The sequence below is a fragment of the Tardiphaga sp. P9-11 genome (genome assembly GCF_008329525.1).
Taxonomy (GTDB): Bacteria; Pseudomonadota; Alphaproteobacteria; order Rhizobiales; family Xanthobacteraceae; genus Tardiphaga.
In genome coordinates this window covers 889829-911251 of record NZ_NPKQ01000002.1, presented here as the reverse complement: position 1 = coordinate 911251, position 21423 = coordinate 889829, and the positions used below count along the sequence as shown (strand labels likewise).

The 21423-nt window shown below is 62.7% G+C and carries 18 protein-coding genes; 13 read left to right on the top strand and 5 right to left on the bottom strand.

Going from position 1 to position 21423, the window contains the following annotated elements; genetic code table 11:
* The first annotated feature begins 27 nt into the window (after positions 1-27).
* The 5 genes from CIW50_RS10655 to ppc all read left to right on the top strand — a co-directional run bounded on the left by CIW50_RS10655 (position 28) and on the right by ppc (position 7251).
* On the top strand, positions 28-1572 hold the full coding sequence (locus CIW50_RS10655; RefSeq protein WP_149531184.1) for an acyl-CoA synthetase: 1545 nt from the start codon (positions 28-30) through the stop codon (positions 1570-1572).
* Between the two features lie 22 nt (positions 1573-1594).
* Positions 1595-2389 carry a transporter substrate-binding domain-containing protein gene (locus CIW50_RS10650; protein WP_149531597.1) on the top strand — a complete coding sequence of 265 codons (795 nt, stop codon included), beginning with the start codon at positions 1595-1597 and terminating at the stop codon, positions 2387-2389.
* A 114-nt stretch (positions 2390-2503) separates the two neighbouring features.
* Positions 2504-3445: a tripartite tricarboxylate transporter substrate binding protein gene (locus CIW50_RS10645; RefSeq protein ID WP_349636740.1), complete on the top strand. Its 942-nt coding sequence runs from the start codon at positions 2504-2506 to the stop codon at positions 3443-3445.
* A 5-nt stretch (positions 3446-3450) separates the two neighbouring features.
* Entirely contained in the window at positions 3451-4374 is a 924-nt protein-coding gene (locus CIW50_RS10640; protein WP_246664215.1) for an NAD(P)-dependent oxidoreductase, read from the top strand.
* Between the two features lie 93 nt (positions 4375-4467).
* Positions 4468-7251, top strand: a complete 2784-nt coding sequence (ppc, locus tag CIW50_RS10635) for a phosphoenolpyruvate carboxylase (RefSeq protein ID WP_149531181.1) — start codon at positions 4468-4470, stop codon at positions 7249-7251.
* A 191-nt stretch (positions 7252-7442) separates the two neighbouring features.
* Here the strand turns inward: ppc and CIW50_RS10630 are convergent, their stop codons facing one another.
* The gene (locus tag CIW50_RS10630) at positions 7443-8558 is read right to left on the bottom strand and encodes an SMP-30/gluconolactonase/LRE family protein (RefSeq protein ID WP_149531180.1); all 1116 of its coding nucleotides are present in this window, start codon (positions 8556-8558) and stop codon (positions 7443-7445) included.
* A gap of 305 nt (positions 8559-8863) precedes the next feature.
* Between CIW50_RS10630 and CIW50_RS10625 the strand changes: the two genes are divergently transcribed.
* Positions 8864-10099 carry a tetratricopeptide repeat protein gene (locus CIW50_RS10625; RefSeq protein ID WP_172980288.1) on the top strand — a complete coding sequence of 412 codons (1236 nt, stop codon included), beginning with the start codon at positions 8864-8866 and terminating at the stop codon, positions 10097-10099.
* Between the two features lie 56 nt (positions 10100-10155).
* Here the strand turns inward: CIW50_RS10625 and CIW50_RS10620 are convergent, their stop codons facing one another.
* From CIW50_RS10620 to CIW50_RS10605, 4 genes are all read right to left on the bottom strand, one after another.
* A complete protein-coding gene (locus tag CIW50_RS10620; RefSeq protein ID WP_149531178.1) occupies positions 10156-11457 on the bottom strand; it encodes an MFS transporter in 1302 nt (433 codons plus the stop codon).
* A gap of 234 nt (positions 11458-11691) precedes the next feature.
* On the bottom strand, positions 11692-12615 hold the full coding sequence (locus CIW50_RS10615) for an SDR family oxidoreductase (protein WP_149531177.1): 924 nt from the start codon (positions 12613-12615) through the stop codon (positions 11692-11694).
* 198 nt (positions 12616-12813) lie between these two features.
* A complete protein-coding gene (locus CIW50_RS10610; RefSeq protein ID WP_149531176.1) occupies positions 12814-13953 on the bottom strand; it encodes a thiolase C-terminal domain-containing protein in 1140 nt (379 codons plus the stop codon).
* A gap of 4 nt (positions 13954-13957) precedes the next feature.
* Positions 13958-14371 (bottom strand): Zn-ribbon domain-containing OB-fold protein, encoded by a 414-nt coding sequence (locus CIW50_RS10605; protein ID WP_149531175.1) that lies wholly within the window; start codon positions 14369-14371, stop codon positions 13958-13960.
* Positions 14372-14597: 226 nt separating this feature from the next.
* Between CIW50_RS10605 and CIW50_RS10600 the strand changes: the two genes are divergently transcribed.
* The 7 genes from CIW50_RS10600 (at position 14598) to CIW50_RS10570 (ending at position 21392) form a co-directional block, all read left to right on the top strand.
* The gene (locus tag CIW50_RS10600) at positions 14598-14930 is read left to right on the top strand and encodes an AtuA-related protein (protein WP_068735784.1); all 333 of its coding nucleotides are present in this window, start codon (positions 14598-14600) and stop codon (positions 14928-14930) included.
* Positions 14931-14970: 40 nt separating this feature from the next.
* Positions 14971-16335, top strand: a complete 1365-nt coding sequence (locus tag CIW50_RS10595) for an amidase (RefSeq protein ID WP_149531174.1) — start codon at positions 14971-14973, stop codon at positions 16333-16335.
* A 24-nt stretch (positions 16336-16359) separates the two neighbouring features.
* A complete protein-coding gene (locus CIW50_RS10590; protein WP_149531173.1) occupies positions 16360-17049 on the top strand; it encodes a DUF2848 domain-containing protein in 690 nt (229 codons plus the stop codon).
* A gap of 271 nt (positions 17050-17320) precedes the next feature.
* Positions 17321-18067, top strand: a complete 747-nt coding sequence (locus tag CIW50_RS10585; protein ID WP_149531172.1) for a 2OG-Fe(II) oxygenase — start codon at positions 17321-17323, stop codon at positions 18065-18067.
* A gap of 21 nt (positions 18068-18088) precedes the next feature.
* The gene (gene alkB, locus CIW50_RS10580) at positions 18089-18739 is read left to right on the top strand and encodes a DNA oxidative demethylase AlkB (protein ID WP_149531171.1); all 651 of its coding nucleotides are present in this window, start codon (positions 18089-18091) and stop codon (positions 18737-18739) included.
* A gap of 80 nt (positions 18740-18819) precedes the next feature.
* On the top strand, positions 18820-20064 hold the full coding sequence (locus CIW50_RS10575) for an MFS transporter (RefSeq protein ID WP_149531170.1): 1245 nt from the start codon (positions 18820-18822) through the stop codon (positions 20062-20064).
* Between the two features lie 110 nt (positions 20065-20174).
* Complete coding sequence (locus tag CIW50_RS10570) at positions 20175-21392, top strand: ABC transporter substrate-binding protein (RefSeq protein ID WP_149531169.1); 1218 nt, start codon at positions 20175-20177, stop codon at positions 21390-21392.
* Positions 21393-21423 lie beyond the last annotated feature (31 nt).

Below are 21423 nucleotides of genomic sequence, written 5' to 3'. Positions count from 1 at the left end.
AAAACAACAACACCCGGAAACGTATCCATGTCGATAAGCTCTCTCTCCCAAGGCGTCATGTCAGGCGATCGCCGCCGCGGCTTTGCCGAACTGACCGAACGTGCCAGCCGCATCGCCGGCGGTCTGTCGCGGCTCGGCGTCAAGCAGGGCGACAGCGTCAGCATCCTGATGCGCAACGACATCGCATTTATCGAAGCCGCCTATGCGGTGGCGCAGCTCGGCGCCTACGGCGTGCCGGTGAACTGGCACTTCAAACCGGAGGAGATCACCTATGTCATCAAGGACTCCGGCAGCAACATTCTGATCGCCCATGCCGATATGCTGCATCAACTGCGCGATGCGATCCCGCAAGGTATCGTGTCGCTGAGCGTGCCGACGCCGCCGGAGATTGTTGCCAATTACAAGATCGATCCCGCACGGCTCGGCACCCCCGATAGTGCCATCGATCTGGAATCCTGGCTGACGGAACAGGCGCCCTATGACGGCCCCGCGCTGCCGCAGCCGCACAACATGATCTACACATCGGGCACCACCGGCCATCCGAAGGGAGTGCGCCGCTTCGCGCCGACGGCAGAGCAGGCCGCGTCCGCAGACCAGATGCGCGCGCGCGTCTATGGTCTCAAGCCCGGTGCCCGCGCTCTGCTGCCTGGACCGCTTTATCACTCGGCGCCGAATGCCTTCGCGCTGCGCGCCGGGCGTCTCGGCGGCACGCTGGTGCTGATGCCGCGCTTCGATCCCGAAGAGTTTCTGCGTGTCGTTCAGGACGAGAAGATTGACACCATCTTCATGGTGCCGACCATGTTCATCCGCCTGATGAAGTTGCCGGAGGATGTCCGCAAGAAATACGACATGTCGTCGCTGCGCCATATTATCCACGCCGCTGCGCCGTGCCCGGCCGATGTGAAGACCGCGATGATCGACTGGTGGGGCCCGGTGATCTACGAATTCTACGGCTCGACGGAATCCGGCGCGGTGACCTTCGCCAATTCCGAGGACGCGCTGAAGAAGCCCGGCACCGTCGGCAAGATCGCGCCCGGCGCTGAATTGCGTTTCCTGGGTGACGACGGCCAGATCCTGCCACAAGGTGAGATCGGCGAGATCTATTCGCGCATATCAGGCAATCCGGATTTCACCTATCACAACAAGCCCGAGAAGCGCGCCGAGATCGACCGCGACGGTTTCATCACCTCGGGCGATGTCGGCTATCTCGATGCCGACGGTTATGTCTTCATTTGCGATCGCAAGCGCGACATGGTGATCTCCGGCGGCGTCAACATCTATCCCGCCGAAATCGAATCCGCGCTGCATGCGCTCCCCGGTGTGCATGATTGCGCGGTGTTCGGCATTCCCGACGAGGAATTCGGCGAGTCGCTGATGGCGGTGATCGAGCCGCAGCCTGGCGTGGTGCTCGACCTTGCGACGGTGCGCGCGGACCTCAAGAAGGCGCTGGCAGATTACAAGGTACCGAAGCAGATGGAGATCCAGAGCAATCTGCCGCGGGAAGACTCCGGCAAGATCTTCAAGCGGAGACTGCGTGATCCCTATTGGGCCAAGGCTGGGCGGACGATCTAGGAGGACGATGATGCGCGTGGCAATGATTGGAAACAAACTTGCCGCGCAGATCGCGGTGATCGCTCTTCTGGCTGCAGCGTTTGCCAGTCCTGCAGTTGCCGTCGATCTCGAGCCGAGGCAGATCCTTGCGCCAACAGGCAAGTTGCGCGTTGGTCTCTATCCGGGAACACCGACGTCTATTCTCGTATCGCAAACCGAAGGCCCGCGTGGCGTCGGCTACGATCTCGGCAAGGAGCTGGCGCGGCAATTGGGCGTGCCCTATGAGCCGGTGGTGTTTTCGAAGAACGCCGAGGTTCTCGAAGCGGTGAAGACGGGCGCCGTCGATGCCGCCTTCACCAATGCGTCGGCCGCACGCGCCAAGGACATGGATTTCGGTCCGGCCTATCTCGAAAGCGACCTCGGCTATCTCGTTAATAAGGATTCCAAGGTAGTCCGGCCGGAGGACGTCGATGTCAAAGGTGTCCATGTCGGCGTCACCGCCGGTAGTTCATCCGATGCGGTGCTATCGCGCGACCTGAAGAATGCCGAGGTCGTCCGCGTGCCCGCCATCAGGCTCGCGCCCGGGATGCTGGCAGCCGGCAGCATTGATGTGTTTGCCACCAACAAGGCGACTCTGTTCGAACTCGCAGAGCAGGCGCCGGGCGCGAAGGTGCTGGATGGTCGCTGGGGCGTCGAACGGCATGCCGTCGCGATCCCCAAGGGGCGCGATCAGGGGATGGCATTTGTCCGCAAATTCACCGAGGATGTGAAGGCGCAGGGACTGGTCGATGCGGCCATCGCACGTTCCGGATTGCGCGCTGCGACCGCAGCCAAGTAGCACTATCAAGTAGCAACGACACGAGATTGTTGCGCGATATTACAAGAGGGACGACCATCCATGCCCGTGTCTTTGCCTGTTTCCTTGCGTGGGCCCATGAAACTGGCCGTCGCCATGGCGGCTGCGCTGTCTTTCACCAGCCCGTCGCTGCACGCCCAGACGTTTCCCAGCAAACAGGTGACGATCCTCGTACCTTATGCGGCCGGTGGCGCCGTTGATGTGCTGGCGCGCACCTTTGCGCAGTCGCTGTCGAAGACCTGGGGCCAGCAGCCCGTGGTGGACAACCGTCCAGGCGCCGGTGGCATCATCGCCTCGCAGGCCCTCGCGAAGTCGCCGCCCGATGGCTATACGCTGATCCTCGTGGCGTCGGGTCATCCGCTGAACCAGTTCTTCTACCCGAAGCTGCCCTACGACACGTTCAAGGATTTCACCGCGATCAGCGAAGTCGCCTATTCGCCGCTGGCCATCGTGGTGTCGAAAGACAATCCGGCGAAGAACCTACAGGAGCTGCTGGCGCAGGCGAAAGCCAAGCCGGACTCGCTGTCCTACGGCATGTCGGGCAACGGCACGTCCGCGCATCTCGCCGGTGAATTGCTGAATCATATGGCCAGCACGAAGATCGTTTCGATCCCCTACAAGGGCGGTGCGCCGGCGCTCACGGCCGTCATTGCCGGCGACATTCCCATGAGCATCAATCCGCTGCCCGAGATCGTCGGTCAGCTCGAAGGCGGTGCAGTTCGCGCCATGGCCGTGACGACGGCGACGCGGTCTGCGGCGCTGCCCAATGTGCCGACGGTCGCCGAATCCGGTGTCGCCGGTTATGATACGGCGGTGTGGTGGGGCTTCCTCGGACCCGCCGGCATGCCGGCCGATGTCGTGGCGAAGATCCATGCGGATTTGGTGACGGCCTTGAAGGATCCGGTGGTGCTGGCGGCGCTGAAGAAAATCGATGCCACGCCGGTCGGTTCGTCGCCGGCCGAGTTCGACAAATTCATGCATGCCGAAGCGGACAAATGGGGGCCGGTGCTGAAGGCGGCAAACATCAAGGTCCAGTAAAAAGCATGATTGAACGTTCGAACCAGTGGCATGTCGGGCTGATCGGCTATGGCGAAGTCGGGCGCATTCTCGCGGAAGACCTACGCAAGCAGGATATCCGTGTCAGCGCCTATGATCTCAAACTCGATGGCCAATATGCCGGGCCACTGCGCGACCATGCCGAGACCCATGGCGTCACGCTCGCATCCTCGCATGCCGATCTCGCGTCACGCGCCGATTTCATCGTCTGCGCGGTGACTGCGAGCCAGACTGTGCCGGCGGCGCAGGCCTGCGTGCCCGGTCTGAAGCCGCAGGCATGGTTTCTCGATTTCAACTCGGCATCGCCCGGCGCGAAGCAGCGCGCGGCTGCACTAATCGACGGCGCCGGCGGGCGCTACGTCGAGGGCGCGGTCATGACCTCGATCCCGCCATACCGTATCAAGGTGCCCCTGTTGCTCGGCGGCACCGGCGCGCGCGATCTCGCGCCGCTGCTCAATGCCATCGGCTTCGATGCGAAAGTCGCCAGCGACAGACTCGGCGTCGCCTCGGCCACCAAGATGTGCCGCAGCATCATGATCAAGGGGCTCGAAGCGATGGTGATCGAGAGCTTCACCACCGCGCGCGCCTATGGCGTCGAGGATGCTGTGATTGCCTCGCTGGTCGAGACGTTTCCGTCGATCGACTGGGAAAAGCAGGGCGCTTACTTTTTCCAGCGTGTCATCGAACACGGCCGCCGCCGCAGCGAAGAAGTTCGCGAGGTCGCGGAGACCGTGCGCGAGATTGGCCTGACGCCATGGTCGGCGGAAGGCACCGCCGAGCGTCAGGGCTGGATCGCCGATCTCGCCGATGACGGGCTGTTCGGCACCAAGGGCGAGGCGTGCTTCGCGCGGAGCGCCGACTGGCGCTCGGAGGCGGATCGCATCCTCGACAAGGTCAAGCCCAAGGCCTGAGTTCCGCGGCTGGTGCTGGATCCTGCAACTTCGTCTTGCATCGCAGCATGACTTGCGACCAAATGGGGTGCCGGCAACTTCCTGGAGCGTCCTTTGTCCTTGACCCTGTCCACCGAAGAACCCGCACTCCATCGCGGCGACGACATTGCGGCCCAGGAGGCTGATACCCGGCTGCGCGAGGATATCCGGCTGCTCGGCCGCATTCTCGGCGATACCGTTCGCGACCAGGAAGGCGAGGCGGTGTTCGCCCTCGTCGAGAACATCCGCCAGACCTCGGTTCGCTTCCACCGCGACGAAGACAAGCTGGCGCGGCGCGAACTTGAAGCCATTCTCGACGGCATGTCGACCGCAGAGACCGTGCGCATCGTTCGCGCCTACAGCTATTTCTCCCATCTCGCCAATATTGCCGAAGACCAGAACAACATTCGCCGCATGCGGGCGCAGCGCGTCGACGCGGCGAACGCATCCGGCACGCTGGCCCATGCGGTGAAGCGCGCCCGCGAGGCCGGTATCGATGCAGCGCTGCTGAGCAAGTTTTTCGGTCAGGCGCTGATCTCGCCGGTGCTGACCGCGCATCCCACCGAAGTCCGCCGCAAGAGCACTATCGATCGCGAAATGGAAATCGCGGCACTGCTGGACCGGCGCGAGCGCATGCAGCTCACCGCCGAGGAAATCGAGGCGTCGGAAGAACAGTTGCGTCGTGCCGTCGTGACACTGTGGCAGACCAACCTGCTGCGCCGGAGCAAGCTGACCGTGCTCGACGAGGTCGCCAACGGACTGTCGTTCTACGATTACACGTTTTTGCGCGAAGTGCCGCGGCTGCATTGCGCGCTGGAAGACAGCCTGCGCGCGCAGGGCGGCGGCAACGAACTTGGCTCGTTCCTGCGCATGGGCAGCTGGATCGGCGGCGACCGCGACGGCAATCCGTTCGTCACCGCGGATGTGATGCGCGGCACCATGCTGCTGCAGAGCAGGCGCGCTTTCAGTTTCTATCTCGACGAACTCCACGCGCTGGGCGCCGAACTGTCGATGGCGGCGCATCTCGCCGATGTTTCCGATGAGCTGCGCGCATTGGCCGAACGTTCGCCCGATCCGTCGCCGCACCGCGCTGGCGAGCCTTATCGTCTGGCGATCTCCGGCGTCTATGCCCGGATGGCGGCGACGGCCCACGCGCTCGAATTGCCGAACCGCCGCGCAGCCGTGGGCGATGCCCCGGCCTACGCCTCGGCGGCCGAATTCAAGGCCGATCTCGACGTGCTCGATCGTTCGCTGATCGCCGACAATTCCGGCGTCATCGCCCGCGGCCGGCTGCGGCAGCTACGTCGTGCCGTGGATTGTTTCGGCTTCTATCTCGCCAGCCTCGACATCCGACAGAACTCGGCCGTGCATGAGCGCACCGTTGCCGAACTGATCGACGCGGCGATGCCCGGCACGTCCTATCTCGCGCTCGGCGAGGAAGCGCGCATCGCGCTGCTGACGAATGAATTGAAGAATGCGCGGCCGCTGGGCTCGCTGTTCGTCAAATACAGCGATGAGACGCTGGGCGAACTGGGACTGTTCCGCATGGCCGCGCAGGTTCATGCGAAATTCGGCGCAGCGGCGATTCCCCAATGCATCATCTCGATGTGCAAGGGCGTCTCCGACATGCTCGAAGTCGCGGTGCTGCTGAAGGAGGTCGGGCTGGTGGATTGCTCCGGCCGCAGCGCCATCAATATCGTGCCGCTGTTCGAAACCATCGAGGACCTGCAGGCCTCTGCAGCCATCATGGACCGCATGTTCTCGCTGCATGATTACCGCAAGCTGGTCGACAGCCGCGGCGCAGTGCAGGAAGTCATGCTCGGCTATTCCGACAGCAACAAGGATGGCGGCTTCGTCACTTCCGGCTGGGAACTGTACAAGGCCGAGATCGAGCTCATCGAAGTGTTTGAGCGGCATCACATCCGGCTGCGGCTGTTCCATGGCCGCGGCGGCTCTGTGGGCCGCGGCGGTGGCCCGAGCCACGATGCGATCCTCGCGCAGCCCGGCGGCGCGGTGGATGGGCAGATCCGCATCACCGAACAGGGCGAGATCATCTCCAGCAAATATTCCAACGCCGAGGTCGGCCGCAACAATCTGGAAATCCTCGCCGCTGCAACGCTGGAAGCAAGCCTGCTGGCGCCGAAGCACAGCGCGCCGCGCCGCGAATATCTCGAAGCCATGGAGGAGATTTCCGAACTGGCCTTCAAGGCCTATCGCGGGCTGGTCTATGAGACCGAAGGCTTTGTCGATTACTTCTGGGAATCCACCGTCATCAACGAGATCTCGACGCTGAACATCGGCAGCCGTCCGGCCTCGCGCAAAAAGACCCGCGCCATCGAGGACCTGCGCGCCATTCCCTGGGTGTTCTCATGGGCGCAGTGCCGCTTGATGCTGCCTGGCTGGTACGGTTTCGGCAGCGCCATCGAGGCGTGGCTCGCCAATCATCCCGACAAGGGCATGGCGTTCCTGCAGGAGATGCACCGCGAATGGCCGTTCTTCCGCACGCTGCTGTCCAACATGGACATGGTGCTGGCCAAAAGCTCCATCGCCATCGCCTCGCGCTATGCTGAGCTCGTCGCCGACCAGAAGCTGCGCGAGACCATCTTCGGCCGCATCCGCGGCGAATGGCATCTGTGCATCGAGACGCTGCTGGATATCATGGAGCAGGAGCGCCTGCTGCAAAACAACCCGCTGCTCGACCGGTCGATCCGCAATCGGTTTCCGTATCTCGATCCGCTCAACCATGTGCAGGTCGAGCTGCTGAAAGAGCACCGCGCGAACAATCCGGACGAGCAGGTGCTGCGCGGGATCCAATTGACGATCAACGGCATCTCGGCGGGATTGCGGAATAGCGGGTAGGTCTTTCACTCCCTCCCTCCAGCACAGCGAAGCTGTGCGCCGTGGGGAGGGTGGATCGACCGCGCAGCGGTCGAGACGGGTGGGGTGCCTCCGCAAGCGCCGTCGCTTGGGAGGCACCCCACCCGTCTGGCCTTCGGCCAGCCACCCTCCCCACTGCGCGGCTTCGCCGCTTGAGGGAGGGAAAGCACCCCTCAACAGAAATGCGCGCCCTGCGTTTCCACATAGACCGCATAGAGTGACTGGCTTGCCGTCATGAACAGCCGGTTGCGCTTCTTGCCGCCGAAACAGACATTGGCGCAGGTTTCCGGCAGCTTGATCTGGCCGATGCGCTGGCCGTCCGGCGCAAAGATCTGCACGCCGTCATAGCCCTCGCCGACCCATCCGGCGCCGACCCAGATATTGCCTTCGGTGTCGACGCGCAGTCCGTCAGGGAAGCCGGACTTGCCGTCCAGCGTCATGTCGATCAGCGGCTTGCCATTCAAGAGCTTGCCGCCGTCGACGTCGTATTGCCAGACGACATTCTTGGCATTGGGATAATGCGTGATGCCGGTGTCGCAGACATAGAGCTTCTTGTAATCCGGACTGAACGCCAAGCCGTTCGGCTTGAACGGATCGTCCGCGACCTTGCTGATCTGGCCGCTCGTGGGATCGATGCGATACACCGCTTCCTTCTGGTGCGGTTGCGTGACGCCTGCCGCCGCGCGTTGTCCTTCATAGAGATTGATGGCGCCGTAGCCGGGATCGGTGAACCAGATCGCCTTGTCGATCGGATTGACCACCATATCGTTCGGCCCGTTCAGCGGCTTGCCGTTTGCTTGTTCAGCCAGCGTCGTGACGCTGCCATTGTGCTCGAAGCGGACAAGGCGCGTGCGCTGCGCGGAAAGCTGGCGGCCCTCGGTGTCGAACGAATTTCCGTTGCTCTCCTCGGATGGATAGCGGAAGCGTTCGGAGATGTGGCCGTCATCGTCGAGATAACGCAGCTGGCGATTGGCAGGGATGTCGCTCCAGATCAAATACTGACCCTGCGCATTCCACGCTGGTCCCTCCGCCCACAGGCAGCCGGTATAGAGCCGCTTGATGACGGTGTTGCCGACTTTCGCCTTGAAGCGATTGGCGTCGATGACAACGATATCAGGATCGGGATAGCGCTGCGGCTCCGCACCACGGCCGAAGTTGCGCGCGAGGGCATCAGGTGCGATTAGCGTTGTCGCAGCCAATGCTGCGGCACTGCCCAGGATATTTCTGCGACTGAGTGAGTTGGATGGTGCGGCGGGGTGAGCGGATTCTTGCGTGAGCTGAGTTGGCATCGTCATCCTCCCGGCTTTTCTGGTTTTCTCCAGCCGTTGCCGGGAGTTTAAATACCGTTGCGACGAGGATGCCACACAATTCGTTGCTGCCGCGCGATCATGGCGGTGCACAAGCGCGCATCGCAGCGCGGTGAACGTTTTGATAGTTCCGTGCGACCAACACCAAAGCTCTCATTTGATGCGCGGTTCCCATGTCATCGTTTCGCTGTCACATACGTGTTGCAATCGCTTCTGCAGCATTGCTGTTTGTCACGTCATTGTCAGCGCAGGCGGACAATGCATGTCGTCTGCCGGTCAATGACCGCATGATTGCGGGTTGCACGGAGATCATCGATGACACTGCTGCGACGCCTGCAGAGCGCGCTGAAGCCATGAGCTATCGTGGGGCCGCACAGATGTCTCGCGGCAATCTGGAGCGTGCGCTGGCCGACTTCTCGGCTTTCATTGCGATGCGCCCGGACAGCGCACAAGGCTATTACATGCGTGCGACAGTTTATGAAAAGCAGGACAATCACGATCGCGCCCTCGCCGATTACGACAAGTCCATCGCGCTCAATCCGAACTATCCGTTTGCCTATGCGGCACGCGGTGCCATCTATGCCGCCAAGGGTGATTTCGGCCGCGCGCTCAAAAATCACGACGAGGCGATCCGGCTCAAGCCGGAACTGGCGGCGCTTTATAACAACCGGGGTCTGGCGCGCCGGGACAGCGGGGATATGAAGGGCGCGATCGCCGATTTCTCCACGGCTATCCGTCTCGATCCGAAAAACACATTGGCGCTGGCGTTTCGCGGCAACGCCTATCTGTCGCGCAACGATTCCGACCATGCGCTGGCGGATTTCGAAGCCGCATTGCGCCTGTCAACAACCAATCAGGACATGGCCTATTACGGACGCGCCGAGATCAAGCTGCAGCGCGGCGACAATGACGGCGCGATCGCCGACTATAGCAAGGCGCTCGAGCTTGCTCCCGATACCGTCGATGCCTACATCAATCGTGGCGTTGCGTTCTCGCGCAAAGGCGATTACGCCAGCGCGATTCCCAACTATGACGCTGCGCTGAAGCTGACGCCGAATGATCCCGCCATTCGCAACCGGCGCTCGCACGCGTACTTCATTACCGGGCACTTCGCCGAAGCGGCAGAGGATTTCGGCGATGTGGTGGAGAAGAGCCCGGAATATGGTCTTGCCAAATTGCTGCGCTACATCGCACGGGCGCGCAGCGGCGACTACGACATGGGCGAGCTGAAGCGCAACGCGGACACGTTCGATCGCAAGGACTGGCCATGGCCGATGGTGGCGGTCTATCTCGGCCAGATGACCCCCGAGGAGATGCTTGCCAAAATGAAGGGGATGCGGCTCGAAGACGACTTTGGCCCTTGCGGCGTGTCGTTCTATCTCGGGCAGTATTTGATGGTGAAGCACAAACCGCAGGAGGCGCTGCCTTATCTGAAACAGGCAGCTGAAGTGTGCCGGGGCGACGGCGAATTCGAGCGCGAGGCCGCGCGCAACGAACTCAAGCGGCAGCAGGCGTCGAACTGACAAACAAAAAGGGGCAGCGCCGGCGCTGCCCCTTCGACATTCGCCGGCCGGCGAAATCAGACCTCGTGTTTGTCCGAGGCGAAGATCGCGATGAGCGTGATCACCGCGGCGGCGAGCACGTAATAGCCGATGTAAGCGAGACCGTAATTCGCCTGCAGCCAGGTGGCGATATAGGGCGCCAGCGAGGCACCGAAGATGCTCGCCAGATTGAACGTCATCGACGCGCCCGTATAGCGCACGGTGGTCGGGAACGGTGCCGCGAGCGCGGCGCCGATCAGGCCGTAATTGATGCCGAAGATCGCCAGACCGATCAGCGCGAAGGCATAGATGCCCGCCACGCCGCCTGACAGCAGCGGTGCCAGGAAGAACGAGAACACGATCACCATCAGGCAATTGGCGATCAGGAGCGTGCGACGACCGATCTTGTCCGCGAGCAGGCCGGCCAGGATGTTGGTGGTGCCGAAGGCGACGGCGCCGGCGATCTGCACCTTGAGCGCGTCGAGCAGCGACATCTTTGCCACGCCGACATTGTAGGACAGCAGATAGGCCGTGCAGACATAGAAGAACACGAAGGTCATCAGACCAACCAGCGTGCCGAGCACAAGGCTGCGCTTGTGCTTGCGCAGCAGCTCCATGGCGGGCACAGCCACGCGCTCGGCCTTGTCGATGGCCTTCTGGAATTCCGGCGTCTCGGTGATCGAGAGGCGGACCCACAGACCGATGGCGATCAGCACAATGGAGGCGAGGAACGGCACGCGCCATGCCCAGCTCAGGAAGGATTCCGGCGAGACGAAATGCAGCAGGATGAAGAACGTGCCGGACGACAGGAACAGGCCGAGCGGCGCGCCGAGCTGCGGGAACATGGCGTACCAGTTGCGCTTGCCTTCCGGCGCGTTCTCGGTGGCGAGCAGCACCGCGCCGCCCCATTCACCCCCGAGGCCAAAACCCTGGCCGAAACGGCACAGCACCAGCAGCAGCGGCGCGGCGAGGCCGATCTGCGCGTGCGTCGGCAGCAGGCCGATCAGCACGGTCGAAATGCCCATGGTCAGCAATGCTGCGACCAGCGTGGTCTTGCGGCCGACGCGATCGCCGAAATGGCCGAACACGACAGCGCCGAACGGACGCGCAAAGAACGCGATCGAGAACACCGCGAAAGACGCCAGCAGCGCGGCGGTGTCGTTGCCAGCCGGGAAGAACAGTTTTGGAAACACCAGCACCGCGGCGGTGGCATAAACGTAGAAGTCGAAGAATTCGATCGTGGTGCCGATCAGGCTCGCCAGCAGAACGCGGGCGGGGGAATTCAGCGGCTTGGAATGCGGCATGGCCGCGGAGGGCATCGCGCCCGCGTGATCTGTCATGATGTTCGTCCAGCAAATGCGGTTTCGTCCGCAGATGCGTGACGTCAAACCCGTTGATTGCTGGTGGCATAGCCGGTCTTGGCCGGCGTTTGAATTCTTTATGACGAAATTTGAGCGATATCAGGTCAGATGAGACCGATATGCATGGCTATTTGAGCAATATCGTTTCGTTTTCGATTTTGGGTTGTAGAAGTCGGCTCGCGGGAGTGTTGCTCCGGCGAGCCGATTGGATGCTTAGACCGGATCCCAGCTGAAGATGTCAGCCGAACGGTCGAGCTTGTAGAACGACGGTTTCAACGCCGGCATACCGTGTTCGGCGAGGGTCTGCGGGGTCCAGCCTTCGTCGCGGTGGACCGAGCGCAGCGGGCGCGACTGGCCCATCAGGAAGATCTCGTTCATGCGCGCGGCGAAGATCTGTCCGGTGACGTCCTTGCCGGCGTCCGAGAGCAGATAGGCGACGAGCGGTGCGATCTTTTCCGGACCCATGCGCTGGATCCGTTCGACGCGGGCCTTCTCGGCTTCGGTCTCGGTCGGGATCGAGCCGATCATGCGGCTCCAGGCGAAGGGCGAGACGCAGTTCGAATTGACGCCGAAGCGGCCCATGTCGAGCGCGATCGACTTCGATAGGCCGACGATGCCGAGCTTGGCGGCCGCGTAATTGGCCTGGCCGAAATTGCCGATCAGACCCGAGGTCGAGGTGAAGTGCACGAACGAGCCGGAGTTCTGCTCGCGGAAATAACGCGCGGCGGCATGCGAGGTGTAGAACGAGCCCATCAGATGGACCTTGATTACCATCTCGAACGCATCGATCGACATCTTGTGGAAGATCGCGTCGCGCAGGATGCCGGCATTGTTCACCACGCCGTCGATCTTGCCGTAGGTGTCCACGGCCTGCTTGATGATCTTGCTGGCCGGGACCGCTTCGGCAACCGACTCGAAGTTAGCGACGGCGGTGCCGCCGGCCTTGGTGATTTCCTCGACGACCTGTTCGGCCGGTGCCGCGCCATCGCCGCCCGAACCGTCGGTGCCGACGCCGGGATCGTTGACGACAACCTTGGCGCCTTCAGCCGCGCAGAGCAACGCAATGCCACGGCCGATGCCGCGCCCTGCGCCGGTGACGACGATGACTTTTCCGTCGAGCGATTTGGTAGATGCCATGTAGTGGTTCCTCTTGGTGGTGTGATTGATGTTTTCTAACCTCGCCCCGCTTGCGGGGAGAGGTCGTCCCGGCGAAGCCGGGGCGGGTGAGGGGGACTATCCGCTTGCTCCGCGCCTGCGGATAGTCCCCCTCATCCGACTCGAACGCGCTTCGCATTCGAGCCACCTTCTCCCCGCAAACGGGGAGAAGGCACTGAGTTACTTCTCGTTCGTAAAAATCACCGTGCCCGACGCGGCGAACATGCCGCCGACGCCATGGCACACGGAGATTTTCGCGCCCGGCACCTGCGCCGGCGCGATGCCGCGCATCTGGCGGACGCTCTCCTGCAGCGCATACATGCCGTACATGCCGGAATGCATATAGCTGAGACCGCCGCCATTGGTGTTCATCGGCAGTTTGCCGCCGGGGCGGGTGTTGCCGTCGGCGATGAACTTGCCGGTTTCCTCATGCGGCATGAAGCCGAGATCGCCGAGACCATACAGCGGCAGATGCGCGAAGGCATCGTAGATCATCAGGTGATCGACGTCCTTGTGCGCGATCCCTGCTTCGCGGAACGCAGTCGGTCCTGCCACGGTGAAGGCACCAGATGAATCGAATGTCTTCATCTGGCTGACCATCGGCGTTTCTACGCTCTCGCCGGTGCCGAGAATATAGACCGGCTTGTTCGGGAAATCCTTGGCGCGATCCGCCGAGGTCAGGATTAGCGCACCGCCGCCGTCGGTGACCAAACAACACTGCAGGATGCGGAATGGATAGGCGATCATCTTCGAGTTCAGCACGTCATCGACGGTGATCGGCGCCTTCATCATCGCGCGCGGATTCTTCGCGGCCCATTCGCGCTGGAACACGGCCACGGACGCGATCTGCTCATGCGTGATGCCATGGGTCTTCATGTAGCGCAGCACGGGGATCGGGAACATGCTCGGCGGACCGTAGACGCCATAGGGCGCCTCGAACTGGCCCTGCAGGCTGTCAGCCGGCATCGAGCGCGGCAATTTGCCGATCATCGACTTGCCGGACTCCGCATGGGTGATCAGCACGGTCTTGCAGAGGCCCGCCTCGATCGCTGCCGCAGCATGGCGAACATGCAGCATGAAGGAGCAACCGCCCACTGATGTGCCATCGACCCAGGTCGGGGTGATGCCGAGATAATGCGCGATCTGCTGCGGTGTCTCGACTGCAGTGGCGATGCCGTCGATATCCGAGAGCTTCAGCCCGGCATCCTTGATGGCGTTAAGCGCCGCGTCCGCATGAAGCTGGATCTGCGACATGTTGGGGATGACGCCGAGTTCGGTGGTCTCGGCTGCGCCGACGACGGCGACTGCGTTTCTGCGCATGATCTCAGCCCTTCGCCGGACGGAATACGGGGAGGGTGATGGTGTCGTCGAGCTTCTCGAAGGCGACCTCTAACTTCATGTCGAGTTCGAGCGCTTCGGGCGTCTGCGGGCAATCGATGATGCTGCTCATCAGCCGCGGACCTTCGTCAAGCTCGACCACGGCGATGGCATAAGGCGGCGTGAAGCCCGGCGCGGCGGGGCGATGATTGATGACGTAGCTGTAGAGGAAACCCTTGCCCGAGGCCTGGAACACCGAGACCTTGCGCGAGGCGCAGGACGGACAGAACGGCCGCGGCGGAAAATACACATTGCTGCAGTCGTCGCAGCGCTGCAGGCGCAGTTCGCCGGCTTTGGCGCCGTCCCAGTAATGCTGCGTTTCAGGTGTCGGTTTCGGGCGCGCGCGGGCAGGTTCTGCCATGTTCGTGGTTCTCTCCCTTGGACGGGGATTTGGCCCCGTTCGTTGTCCTCTGGATGGACATTCCACATTCCACCGGGGGCGGTCCAGCGCGCATGCTGCATGGCCGTATCTGCTCACTGCGGGACGACACGGAATTTGAATTGGAATTCCGGTTGGAAAACGTGCGAGGCTTGTCCCGCTGCAACCTGACAGGGTAGGTTGGTACGGATGGTTCAGGGAGCATGACGTGAAGCTGCGCGAGATCGCCCATTCCCGCACCGGTGACAAGGGCAACATTTCCAACATCTCGGTAATTGCCTTTGACGCAAAGCTATATCCGTTGATAGTATCGCAGGTGACCGCCGCGCGCGTGAAGGCCCTGTTTGCGGGGATCGTCGCGGGCGAGGTGGTCCGCTATGAACTGCCCAATCTGGCGGCCTTGAATTTCGTCATGGATCAGGCGCTTGGCGGCGGGGTGACGCGATCGCTCGCGCTCGATGCGCATGGCAAATCGCTCAGCTCCGCGCTGCTCGATCTGGAAATCGAGGACACTTTCGGCGATACCGACCGGGCGCCGTGACCACTTGCGGGTCCGGCAAGACACACAGGATGCCGCGACCATGAGCAACGACTTCCACCAGACCGCACCGACCCTCGCCAGCCTGGCCGCCGATCTTGCCGCCGGCCGCACCACCTCCCGCAAACTGGTCGAAGCCTGTCTGGCCAAAATCGCCGATCCGAACGGCGAGGGCGAGCGCATCTTCATTCATGTCGACAAGGACGCGGCGCTGGCCGCTGCCGATGCCATGGATAGCTTACGCAAGGCCAATGCCGCGCCGTCGCGCTTCGCGGGCATCCCGATCTCCATCAAGGACCTGTTCGACATCAAGGGCCAGGTGACCCGCGCCGGTTCCCGCGCGCTGGACGATTCCGCGCCGGCCGATGCCGATGCCCCGACCGTCGCGCGTCTGCGTCGTGCCGGCTTCGTGGTGATCGGCCGCACCAACATGGTCGAATTCGCCTATTCGGGCATCGGCACCAATCCGCATTACGGCACACCCAAGGGCGCGTGGAAGCGCGAGGTCGGCCATGTGCCGGGTGGCTCGTCCTCCGGTGCCGCCGTCTCCGTGCTCGATGGCATGGCGCATGCGGCATTGGGTACCGACACCGGCGGTTCCTGCCGCATTCCAGCAGCCTTCAATGGCATCGTCGGCTACAAGCCGACCCAGCGCCGCGTGCCACTCGACGGCGCGGTGCCGCTGTCCTTCACCCTCGACAGTATCGGCCCTCTCGCACGCTCGGTCGCCTGCTGCGCGGCGATGGATGCCGTGCTGGCCGGCGAACCCGAATTTGAGCTCACGCCACGCCCGATCAAGGGCATGCGCCTTGCTGTACCGACCACCATGGCGATGGACGATCTCGATCCCGTCGTGGCCACCGCTTTCGAACGCGCACTGAAGAAGCTCGCCGACAAGGGCGCGATCATCGAGCGCATTGAGGTGCCTGAGTTCAACGATATCGCGCCGATGAGCACCAAGGGCGGTTTCACCGCTGCGGAGAGCTATGCCTGGCATCGTTATCTGCTCGCCAGCAAGGGCGACGTCTATGATCCCAGAGTCGCACTCCGCATCCAGCGCGGTGAGACCCAGAATGCCGCCGACTATCTCGATCTCCTGCCGATGCGTCGTTCGCTGATCGCGCGCACTGAAAAGCGCATCGCGCCCTTTGACGCGCTGGTGCTGCCGACCTGCGCGATCACGCCGCCCTCGATTGCCGACATGGAAGACGACAAGGTGTTCTCCAAGCAGAACCTGATGGCGCTGCGCAACTGCACCCTGATCAACATGATCGACGGCTGCGCCATCTCGCTGCCGATCTCGGCCCCGGACGAAGCACCGGTCGGCCTGATGCTGGCAGCCGCCGGCGGCTCCGACCGCCGCATCTTCGAACTCGCCGCGGGCATTGAAACCACCGTTCGCGGTTAATCTCTGGAAGACAAGGATATACGCATGACCACCGAGATCGCGTTCACGCTGGACGCAAAAGGCACCAAGACGCCGCTGATGCTCAAGATCACCCAGGGCGTCATCGCCGGCTGGACCGGCCGCGATCCAGTCGCGCGCGATCATCACATCAAGGAACTCGAGGCGCTCGGCATCGCGCCGCCGGCCTCGACGCCGATCTACTACCGCTGCTCGGCGCGCCGCTTCACCACCGATGGCATGATCGAATGCACCGACGAGAATTCGTCGGGCGAGGTCGAGTTCTGCCTGATCGCGTCGGGCGGCAAGACCTATGTCGGCGTCGGCTCCGACCATACCGACCGCAAGGTCGAGACCTACAACATCACCGTGTCGAAGCAGATGTGCGACAAGCCGATTGCGCCGGTGGTGTGGGAGCTTTCCGAACTGCTTCCGCATTGGGACCAGATCATTCTGCGCTCCTGGGCGACCATCAAGGGCGAGAAGGTGCTGTATCAAGAGGGCTTGCTGAGCGGCATGCTGACGGTGGCCGAACTGATCAAGAAGGGCTTTGACAGCGACAAGCTGCCCGATGGCACCGCGATGTTCGGGGGCACCTTTGCGGCGAAGGGCGGCATCCGCCCGGCGGAGCGCTTCGACTACGAGATCGAAGACCCCGTGCTGAAGCGCAAGATCAGCCATGGCTATGACGTGAAGACCTTGCCGGTGCTGGGGTAACCACACACACGCATAATTTCACACGCTTCATTCCGGGGCGCGGGCAGCGCGAGCTGCACGCGAACCCGGAATCTCGCGGTGTTTGGCTCCCGGAGACTCCCATGTCGAGATTCCGGGTTCACGATCGCCAAGCGACGCTCGCGCCCCGGAATGACGTTTTGGGGCATGCCGCTTTGCTATCCGGAAATCGGGTGGCTTCACCCACCCATCTCCCCAAAATGGCCGGATGGCCATGACAACCTTATCGCGGCCGGATAACGGAGGCGATGACATGGTTTCACTGGCGAAAAAGACGCCCGCGCAAAACGACCTCACGCCGCAAGCGCGTGTCGAAGGCATCGACTGGCAGCGCATTGGCGCTGAGCTCGACGCCCAGGGCTGCGCGGTGTTCGACAAGCTTCTTTCTCCCGACGAATGCCGCGCGCTGGCATCGCTCTACCCCGACGACGCCCACTTCCGCAGCCGCATCGTGATGTCGCGCCATGGCTTCGGCCGCGGCGAATACAAGTATTTCAATTATCCGCTGCCCGATCCGATCGCCGGCCTGCGTCCGGCGCTCTACGGACCATTGAGCACGATCGCCAATCGCTGGAACGAAACGATGGGGATCGACGTGCGATTCCCCAGCGATCACGCCGCGTTCTTGAAGCGCTGCCACAACGCCGGCCAGACCCGCCCGACGCCTTTGCTGTTGCAATACGAAGCCGGCGACTTCAACTGCCTGCATCAGGACCTCTATGGCGAGCATGTGTTTCCGTTGCAGGTCGCGATCCTGCTGTCGGAACCATCGGAAGATTTCACCGGCGGTGAATTCGTGTTGACCGAGCAGCGGCCGCGGATGCAGTCGCGCGCCGAAGTGGTAGACTTGCGGCAGGGTGATGCGGTGGTGTTCGCCGTGCATCACCGCCCGGTGCAGGGCACGCGCGGCAGCTATCGTGTCAACCTGCGCCATGGCGTCAGCCGCGTGAAATCCGGCCGGCGTCATACGCTCGGTGTGATCTTTCACGATGCGAAGTGACGATGCTAACGTGGCAAAGCCATGACCGATCTGTTCGCCGATATCACCGACGCCCAGCCTGCGCGCGAAGATCTCGCCGAGGGTGCGGTGCTGCTGCGTGATTTTTTCGCCGCCGAAGCGCCAGATGTGATCGCCGCACTGCGGGTCATCGTCAAACAAGCGCCGTTCCGTCATCTGATCACGCCCGGCGGTCACACCATGTCGGTCGCGATGACCAATTGCGGCCGGGTCGGATGGGTGTCCGATCCATCAGGCTATCGCTACGATCCCGTCGATCCCGACAGCGGCAAGCTGTGGCCCGAAATGCCGGCGCCGTTTCGCGATCTCGCCGCACGTGCGGCGGTTCGTGCCGGCTTCGAGGCCTTCGTGCCGGATGCCTGTCTGATCAATCGCTACAAGCCCGGCGCCAAACTCTCGCTGCACCAGGACAAGGACGAACTGGATCTGCGCGCGCCCATCGTCTCGGTGTCGCTTGGCCTGCCGGCGACATTTCTGTTCGGTGGTCTCACCCGCAGCGCGCCTCAGAAGCGCTATCGTTTGACGCATGGTGATGTCGTGGTCTGGGGCGGCCCGTCGCGGCTGGCGTATCATGGCGTTGCGCCGCTGCCGGACGGCGAACATCCGGTCATGGGCGGCCAGCGCATCAACCTGACCTTCCGCAAGACCTGTTGAACGAGACCTGTTGAGCGCTGCGCGTTGAAAGCTTTCCTTGGCTGTCGCGACCATTCTATGGTCGGTGGGGCGAGGGGACCATGAGCGAGCAGGAACGAAACGGCACACAGGCCGCCGCCAGCAATGCTGCGGGCGTCTATCTCGCCGTGCTGCAACTGATCTTCACGCTCGGCTGGGTCACCTATGTGATCTATCTGCCGAAGCTCGCCGCCGATGTCGGTATTGCGCCGACTGTCGTGATTGTCATCCTGATGCTCGATCAGGCGATCTTCACTGTCACCGATACGGCGATGGGTCTGGTCGCCGACAGGATCGCGCGCGTGGTCGGGCGGCTCGGTCTCATTGTCGGCATCCTGACTGCGGTGTCCTGCGCAGCCTTCGTCGCGCTGCCTTTCGTTGCCGGGCAGGGGCCGAAGGCACAGGTCGCACTCATTGTGTTGATCGTGATCTGGTCGGCGACATCCTCGGCACTCCGTGCGCCGCCGCTGACATTGCTCGGCAAATATGCCGCGCGCCCGTCGCGGCCGTTTCTCGCTGCGCTGGCCATGCTCGGCTATGGCGTCGCCGGTGCGCTGGCGCCCTATCTCGGCGCGACATTGCGCGGCGTCGATCCGCGGCTGCCTTTCGTTCTTGCCGGCTTGGTTTTGCTGATTGTAACGGTGGCGCTGTCGCGCGTCGAGCGTGGCCTCGTGCAGGTTAGTGCCCGCGAGGCAAAGGCTTTGCCGGCGCAGGGCAACGCGCTTGGCCGCATGCCGCAGCTCTTTGTCGGCGCCATGGTCATTCTCGCGCTGGGCTTCCAGCTACATTTCAGCATCAACAGCGCGCCGATGTTCCTGCGCTTCGCCAAGCCGGCCGATCTGGAATGGCTGATGCCGATATTCTGGATAGGCTTCAACATTGCCATGTTTCCGGCCAGCGCCGTGGTCAAGCGTCAGGGCGGCATCGTCGCCATCGGGGCAGCCGCATTGCTCGGCGCGTGTGCGGTGATCGGCGCGGAGTTTGCTTTCAATCTCAACATGCTGATTGCAGCGCAATTCATCGCTGGCGCGGCATGGGGCTGCATGATGGTGAGCGCGGTGTCGGCGGCGATGGCGATCGGCGAGACCGGCGCGGAGGGCAAGGTCATCGGTCTCGTCTTCTCGGCGCTGGCACTCGCAACCTTCGCACGCATGGCCGCGGTCGCCGGCGGACTGCAGAAACTGCCGGACTATGCGCCGTTGCTGCACTGGGCGCCTGTCGCATGCTGGGCCGTGGCCGGTGCTGGACTACTGGCACTTGCTGCGGTTCGGTGGCAGCGGCGTAGCGCATCGATATCGGTCGTCTGATGCTTTCCGCGCGTCGGAATTCAATTTAATCGGTCGATTAAATTTCGCTGGCCAAGGCATTCGGCCGCCATTACGCTTTCCTCAATAAAAACCAGAACGAGGAAACGACAATGACCCGAATGGGCATCTTGGCTGCCATTGCTGTTGCTTGCCTGAACGGTTCGGCGCTTGCCGAACCCATCACCAAACCTCTCACCATCGCCGTGCTGAACGACAAGAGTTCGGTGTTCTCCGATGCCGGCGGCACCGGCAGCGTGGTTGCGGCGCAGCTTGCGATCGATGATGTCGGCGGCAAGGTACGCGGCCTGCCGGTGAAACTGCTCGGGCCGGATCATCAGAACAAGACCGATATCGGCGTCTCGCTGGCGCGCGATCTCTATGATCAGCAGGGCGTCGATGCGATCTTCGACATCGGCAATTCGGCGATCTCGCTGGCAGTGCAGAACATGGCGCGCGAGCGCGGCAAGGTGCTGGTGCATGTCGGCTCGGCCACCGCCGACGTGTTCGGCAAGCAATGCGCGCCGACCGCGGCGATGTGGCTGTACGATACCTATTCGCTTGCGCAGGGCATCGCCAAGGCTGTCGTCAAGCAGGGCGGCGACACCTGGTATTTCATCACGGCGGATTATGCATTCGGCATCGCCATGCAGGCGGAAGTCTCGAAAGTGGTGGAAGCTGCCGGCGGCAAGGTCCTCGGCGCGGTGAAACATCCGGTCGGCACGATGGATTTCTCGTCCTTCCTGCTGCAGGCGCAATCCTCCGGCGCCAAGGTGATCGCGCTCGCCAATGCCTCGGGCGACACCGTCACCAATATCAAGCAGGCGCGCGAATTCCAGATCGGCGAGGGCAAGCAGAAGCTCGCCGTGTTGATCTTCTATCTCACCTCGGTCAAGGCACTCGGCTCCGAAGCCACGCAGGGCGTGCAGTATCTCGAGGGCTATTACTGGGACAATGACGACAAGAGCCGCGAATTCGGCAAGCGCTTCATGGCGAAGCACGGCAAGATGCCGACCCACGCGCAGGCCGGCGTCTACAGCGCCGTGAAGCATTACCTGCGCGCTGCGGAAGCCGCGAACAACAACGATGGCCTCACCGTGATGCGTCAGATGAAGGCGATGCCGGTGGACGATTTCTTCGCGCCGGGCGCCCGCGTGCGCGAGGACGGTCGGTTGATGAACGACATGCTGCTGGCAGAAGTGAAAAAGCCGTCAGAGGTCAAGGGGGAATGGGATCTGCTCACCATCAAGGGCAAGGTGAAGGCCGAAGACATCATGCGTCCGATTGCGGAAGGTGGCTGCACGATGCTGGATCCGCTGGTGAAGCAGTAACGCACAAGCACACACTCGTCATTCCGGGCGC

Excerpts from the sequence above, each read along its gene's own strand:
- CIW50_RS10655 (WP_149531184.1), top strand. The coding sequence starts at position 28 with ATGTCGATAAGCTCTCTCTCCCAAGGCGTCATGTCAGGCGATCGCCGC.
- CIW50_RS10650 (WP_149531597.1), top strand. The coding sequence starts at position 1,595 with ATGATTGGAAACAAACTTGCCGCGCAGATCGCGGTGATCGCTCTTCTG.
- CIW50_RS10645 (WP_349636740.1), top strand. The coding sequence starts at position 2,504 with ATGGCGGCTGCGCTGTCTTTCACCAGCCCGTCGCTGCACGCCCAGACG.
- CIW50_RS10640 (WP_246664215.1), top strand. The coding sequence starts at position 3,451 with ATGATTGAACGTTCGAACCAGTGGCATGTCGGGCTGATCGGCTATGGC.
- CIW50_RS10630 (WP_149531180.1), bottom strand. The coding sequence starts at position 8,558 with ATGCCAACTCAGCTCACGCAAGAATCCGCTCACCCCGCCGCACCATCC.
- CIW50_RS10625 (WP_172980288.1), top strand. The coding sequence starts at position 8,864 with ATGATTGCGGGTTGCACGGAGATCATCGATGACACTGCTGCGACGCCT.
- CIW50_RS10620 (WP_149531178.1), bottom strand. The coding sequence starts at position 11,457 with ATGACAGATCACGCGGGCGCGATGCCCTCCGCGGCCATGCCGCATTCC.
- CIW50_RS10615 (WP_149531177.1), bottom strand. The coding sequence starts at position 12,615 with ATGGCATCTACCAAATCGCTCGACGGAAAAGTCATCGTCGTCACCGGC.
- CIW50_RS10610 (WP_149531176.1), bottom strand. The coding sequence starts at position 13,953 with ATGCGCAGAAACGCAGTCGCCGTCGTCGGCGCAGCCGAGACCACCGAA.
- CIW50_RS10605 (WP_149531175.1), bottom strand. The coding sequence starts at position 14,371 with ATGGCAGAACCTGCCCGCGCGCGCCCGAAACCGACACCTGAAACGCAG.
- CIW50_RS10595 (WP_149531174.1), top strand. The coding sequence starts at position 14,971 with ATGAGCAACGACTTCCACCAGACCGCACCGACCCTCGCCAGCCTGGCC.
- CIW50_RS10590 (WP_149531173.1), top strand. The coding sequence starts at position 16,360 with ATGACCACCGAGATCGCGTTCACGCTGGACGCAAAAGGCACCAAGACG.
- CIW50_RS10585 (WP_149531172.1), top strand. The coding sequence starts at position 17,321 with ATGGTTTCACTGGCGAAAAAGACGCCCGCGCAAAACGACCTCACGCCG.
- alkB (WP_149531171.1), top strand. The coding sequence starts at position 18,089 with ATGACCGATCTGTTCGCCGATATCACCGACGCCCAGCCTGCGCGCGAA.
- CIW50_RS10575 (WP_149531170.1), top strand. The coding sequence starts at position 18,820 with ATGAGCGAGCAGGAACGAAACGGCACACAGGCCGCCGCCAGCAATGCT.
- CIW50_RS10570 (WP_149531169.1), top strand. The coding sequence starts at position 20,175 with ATGACCCGAATGGGCATCTTGGCTGCCATTGCTGTTGCTTGCCTGAAC.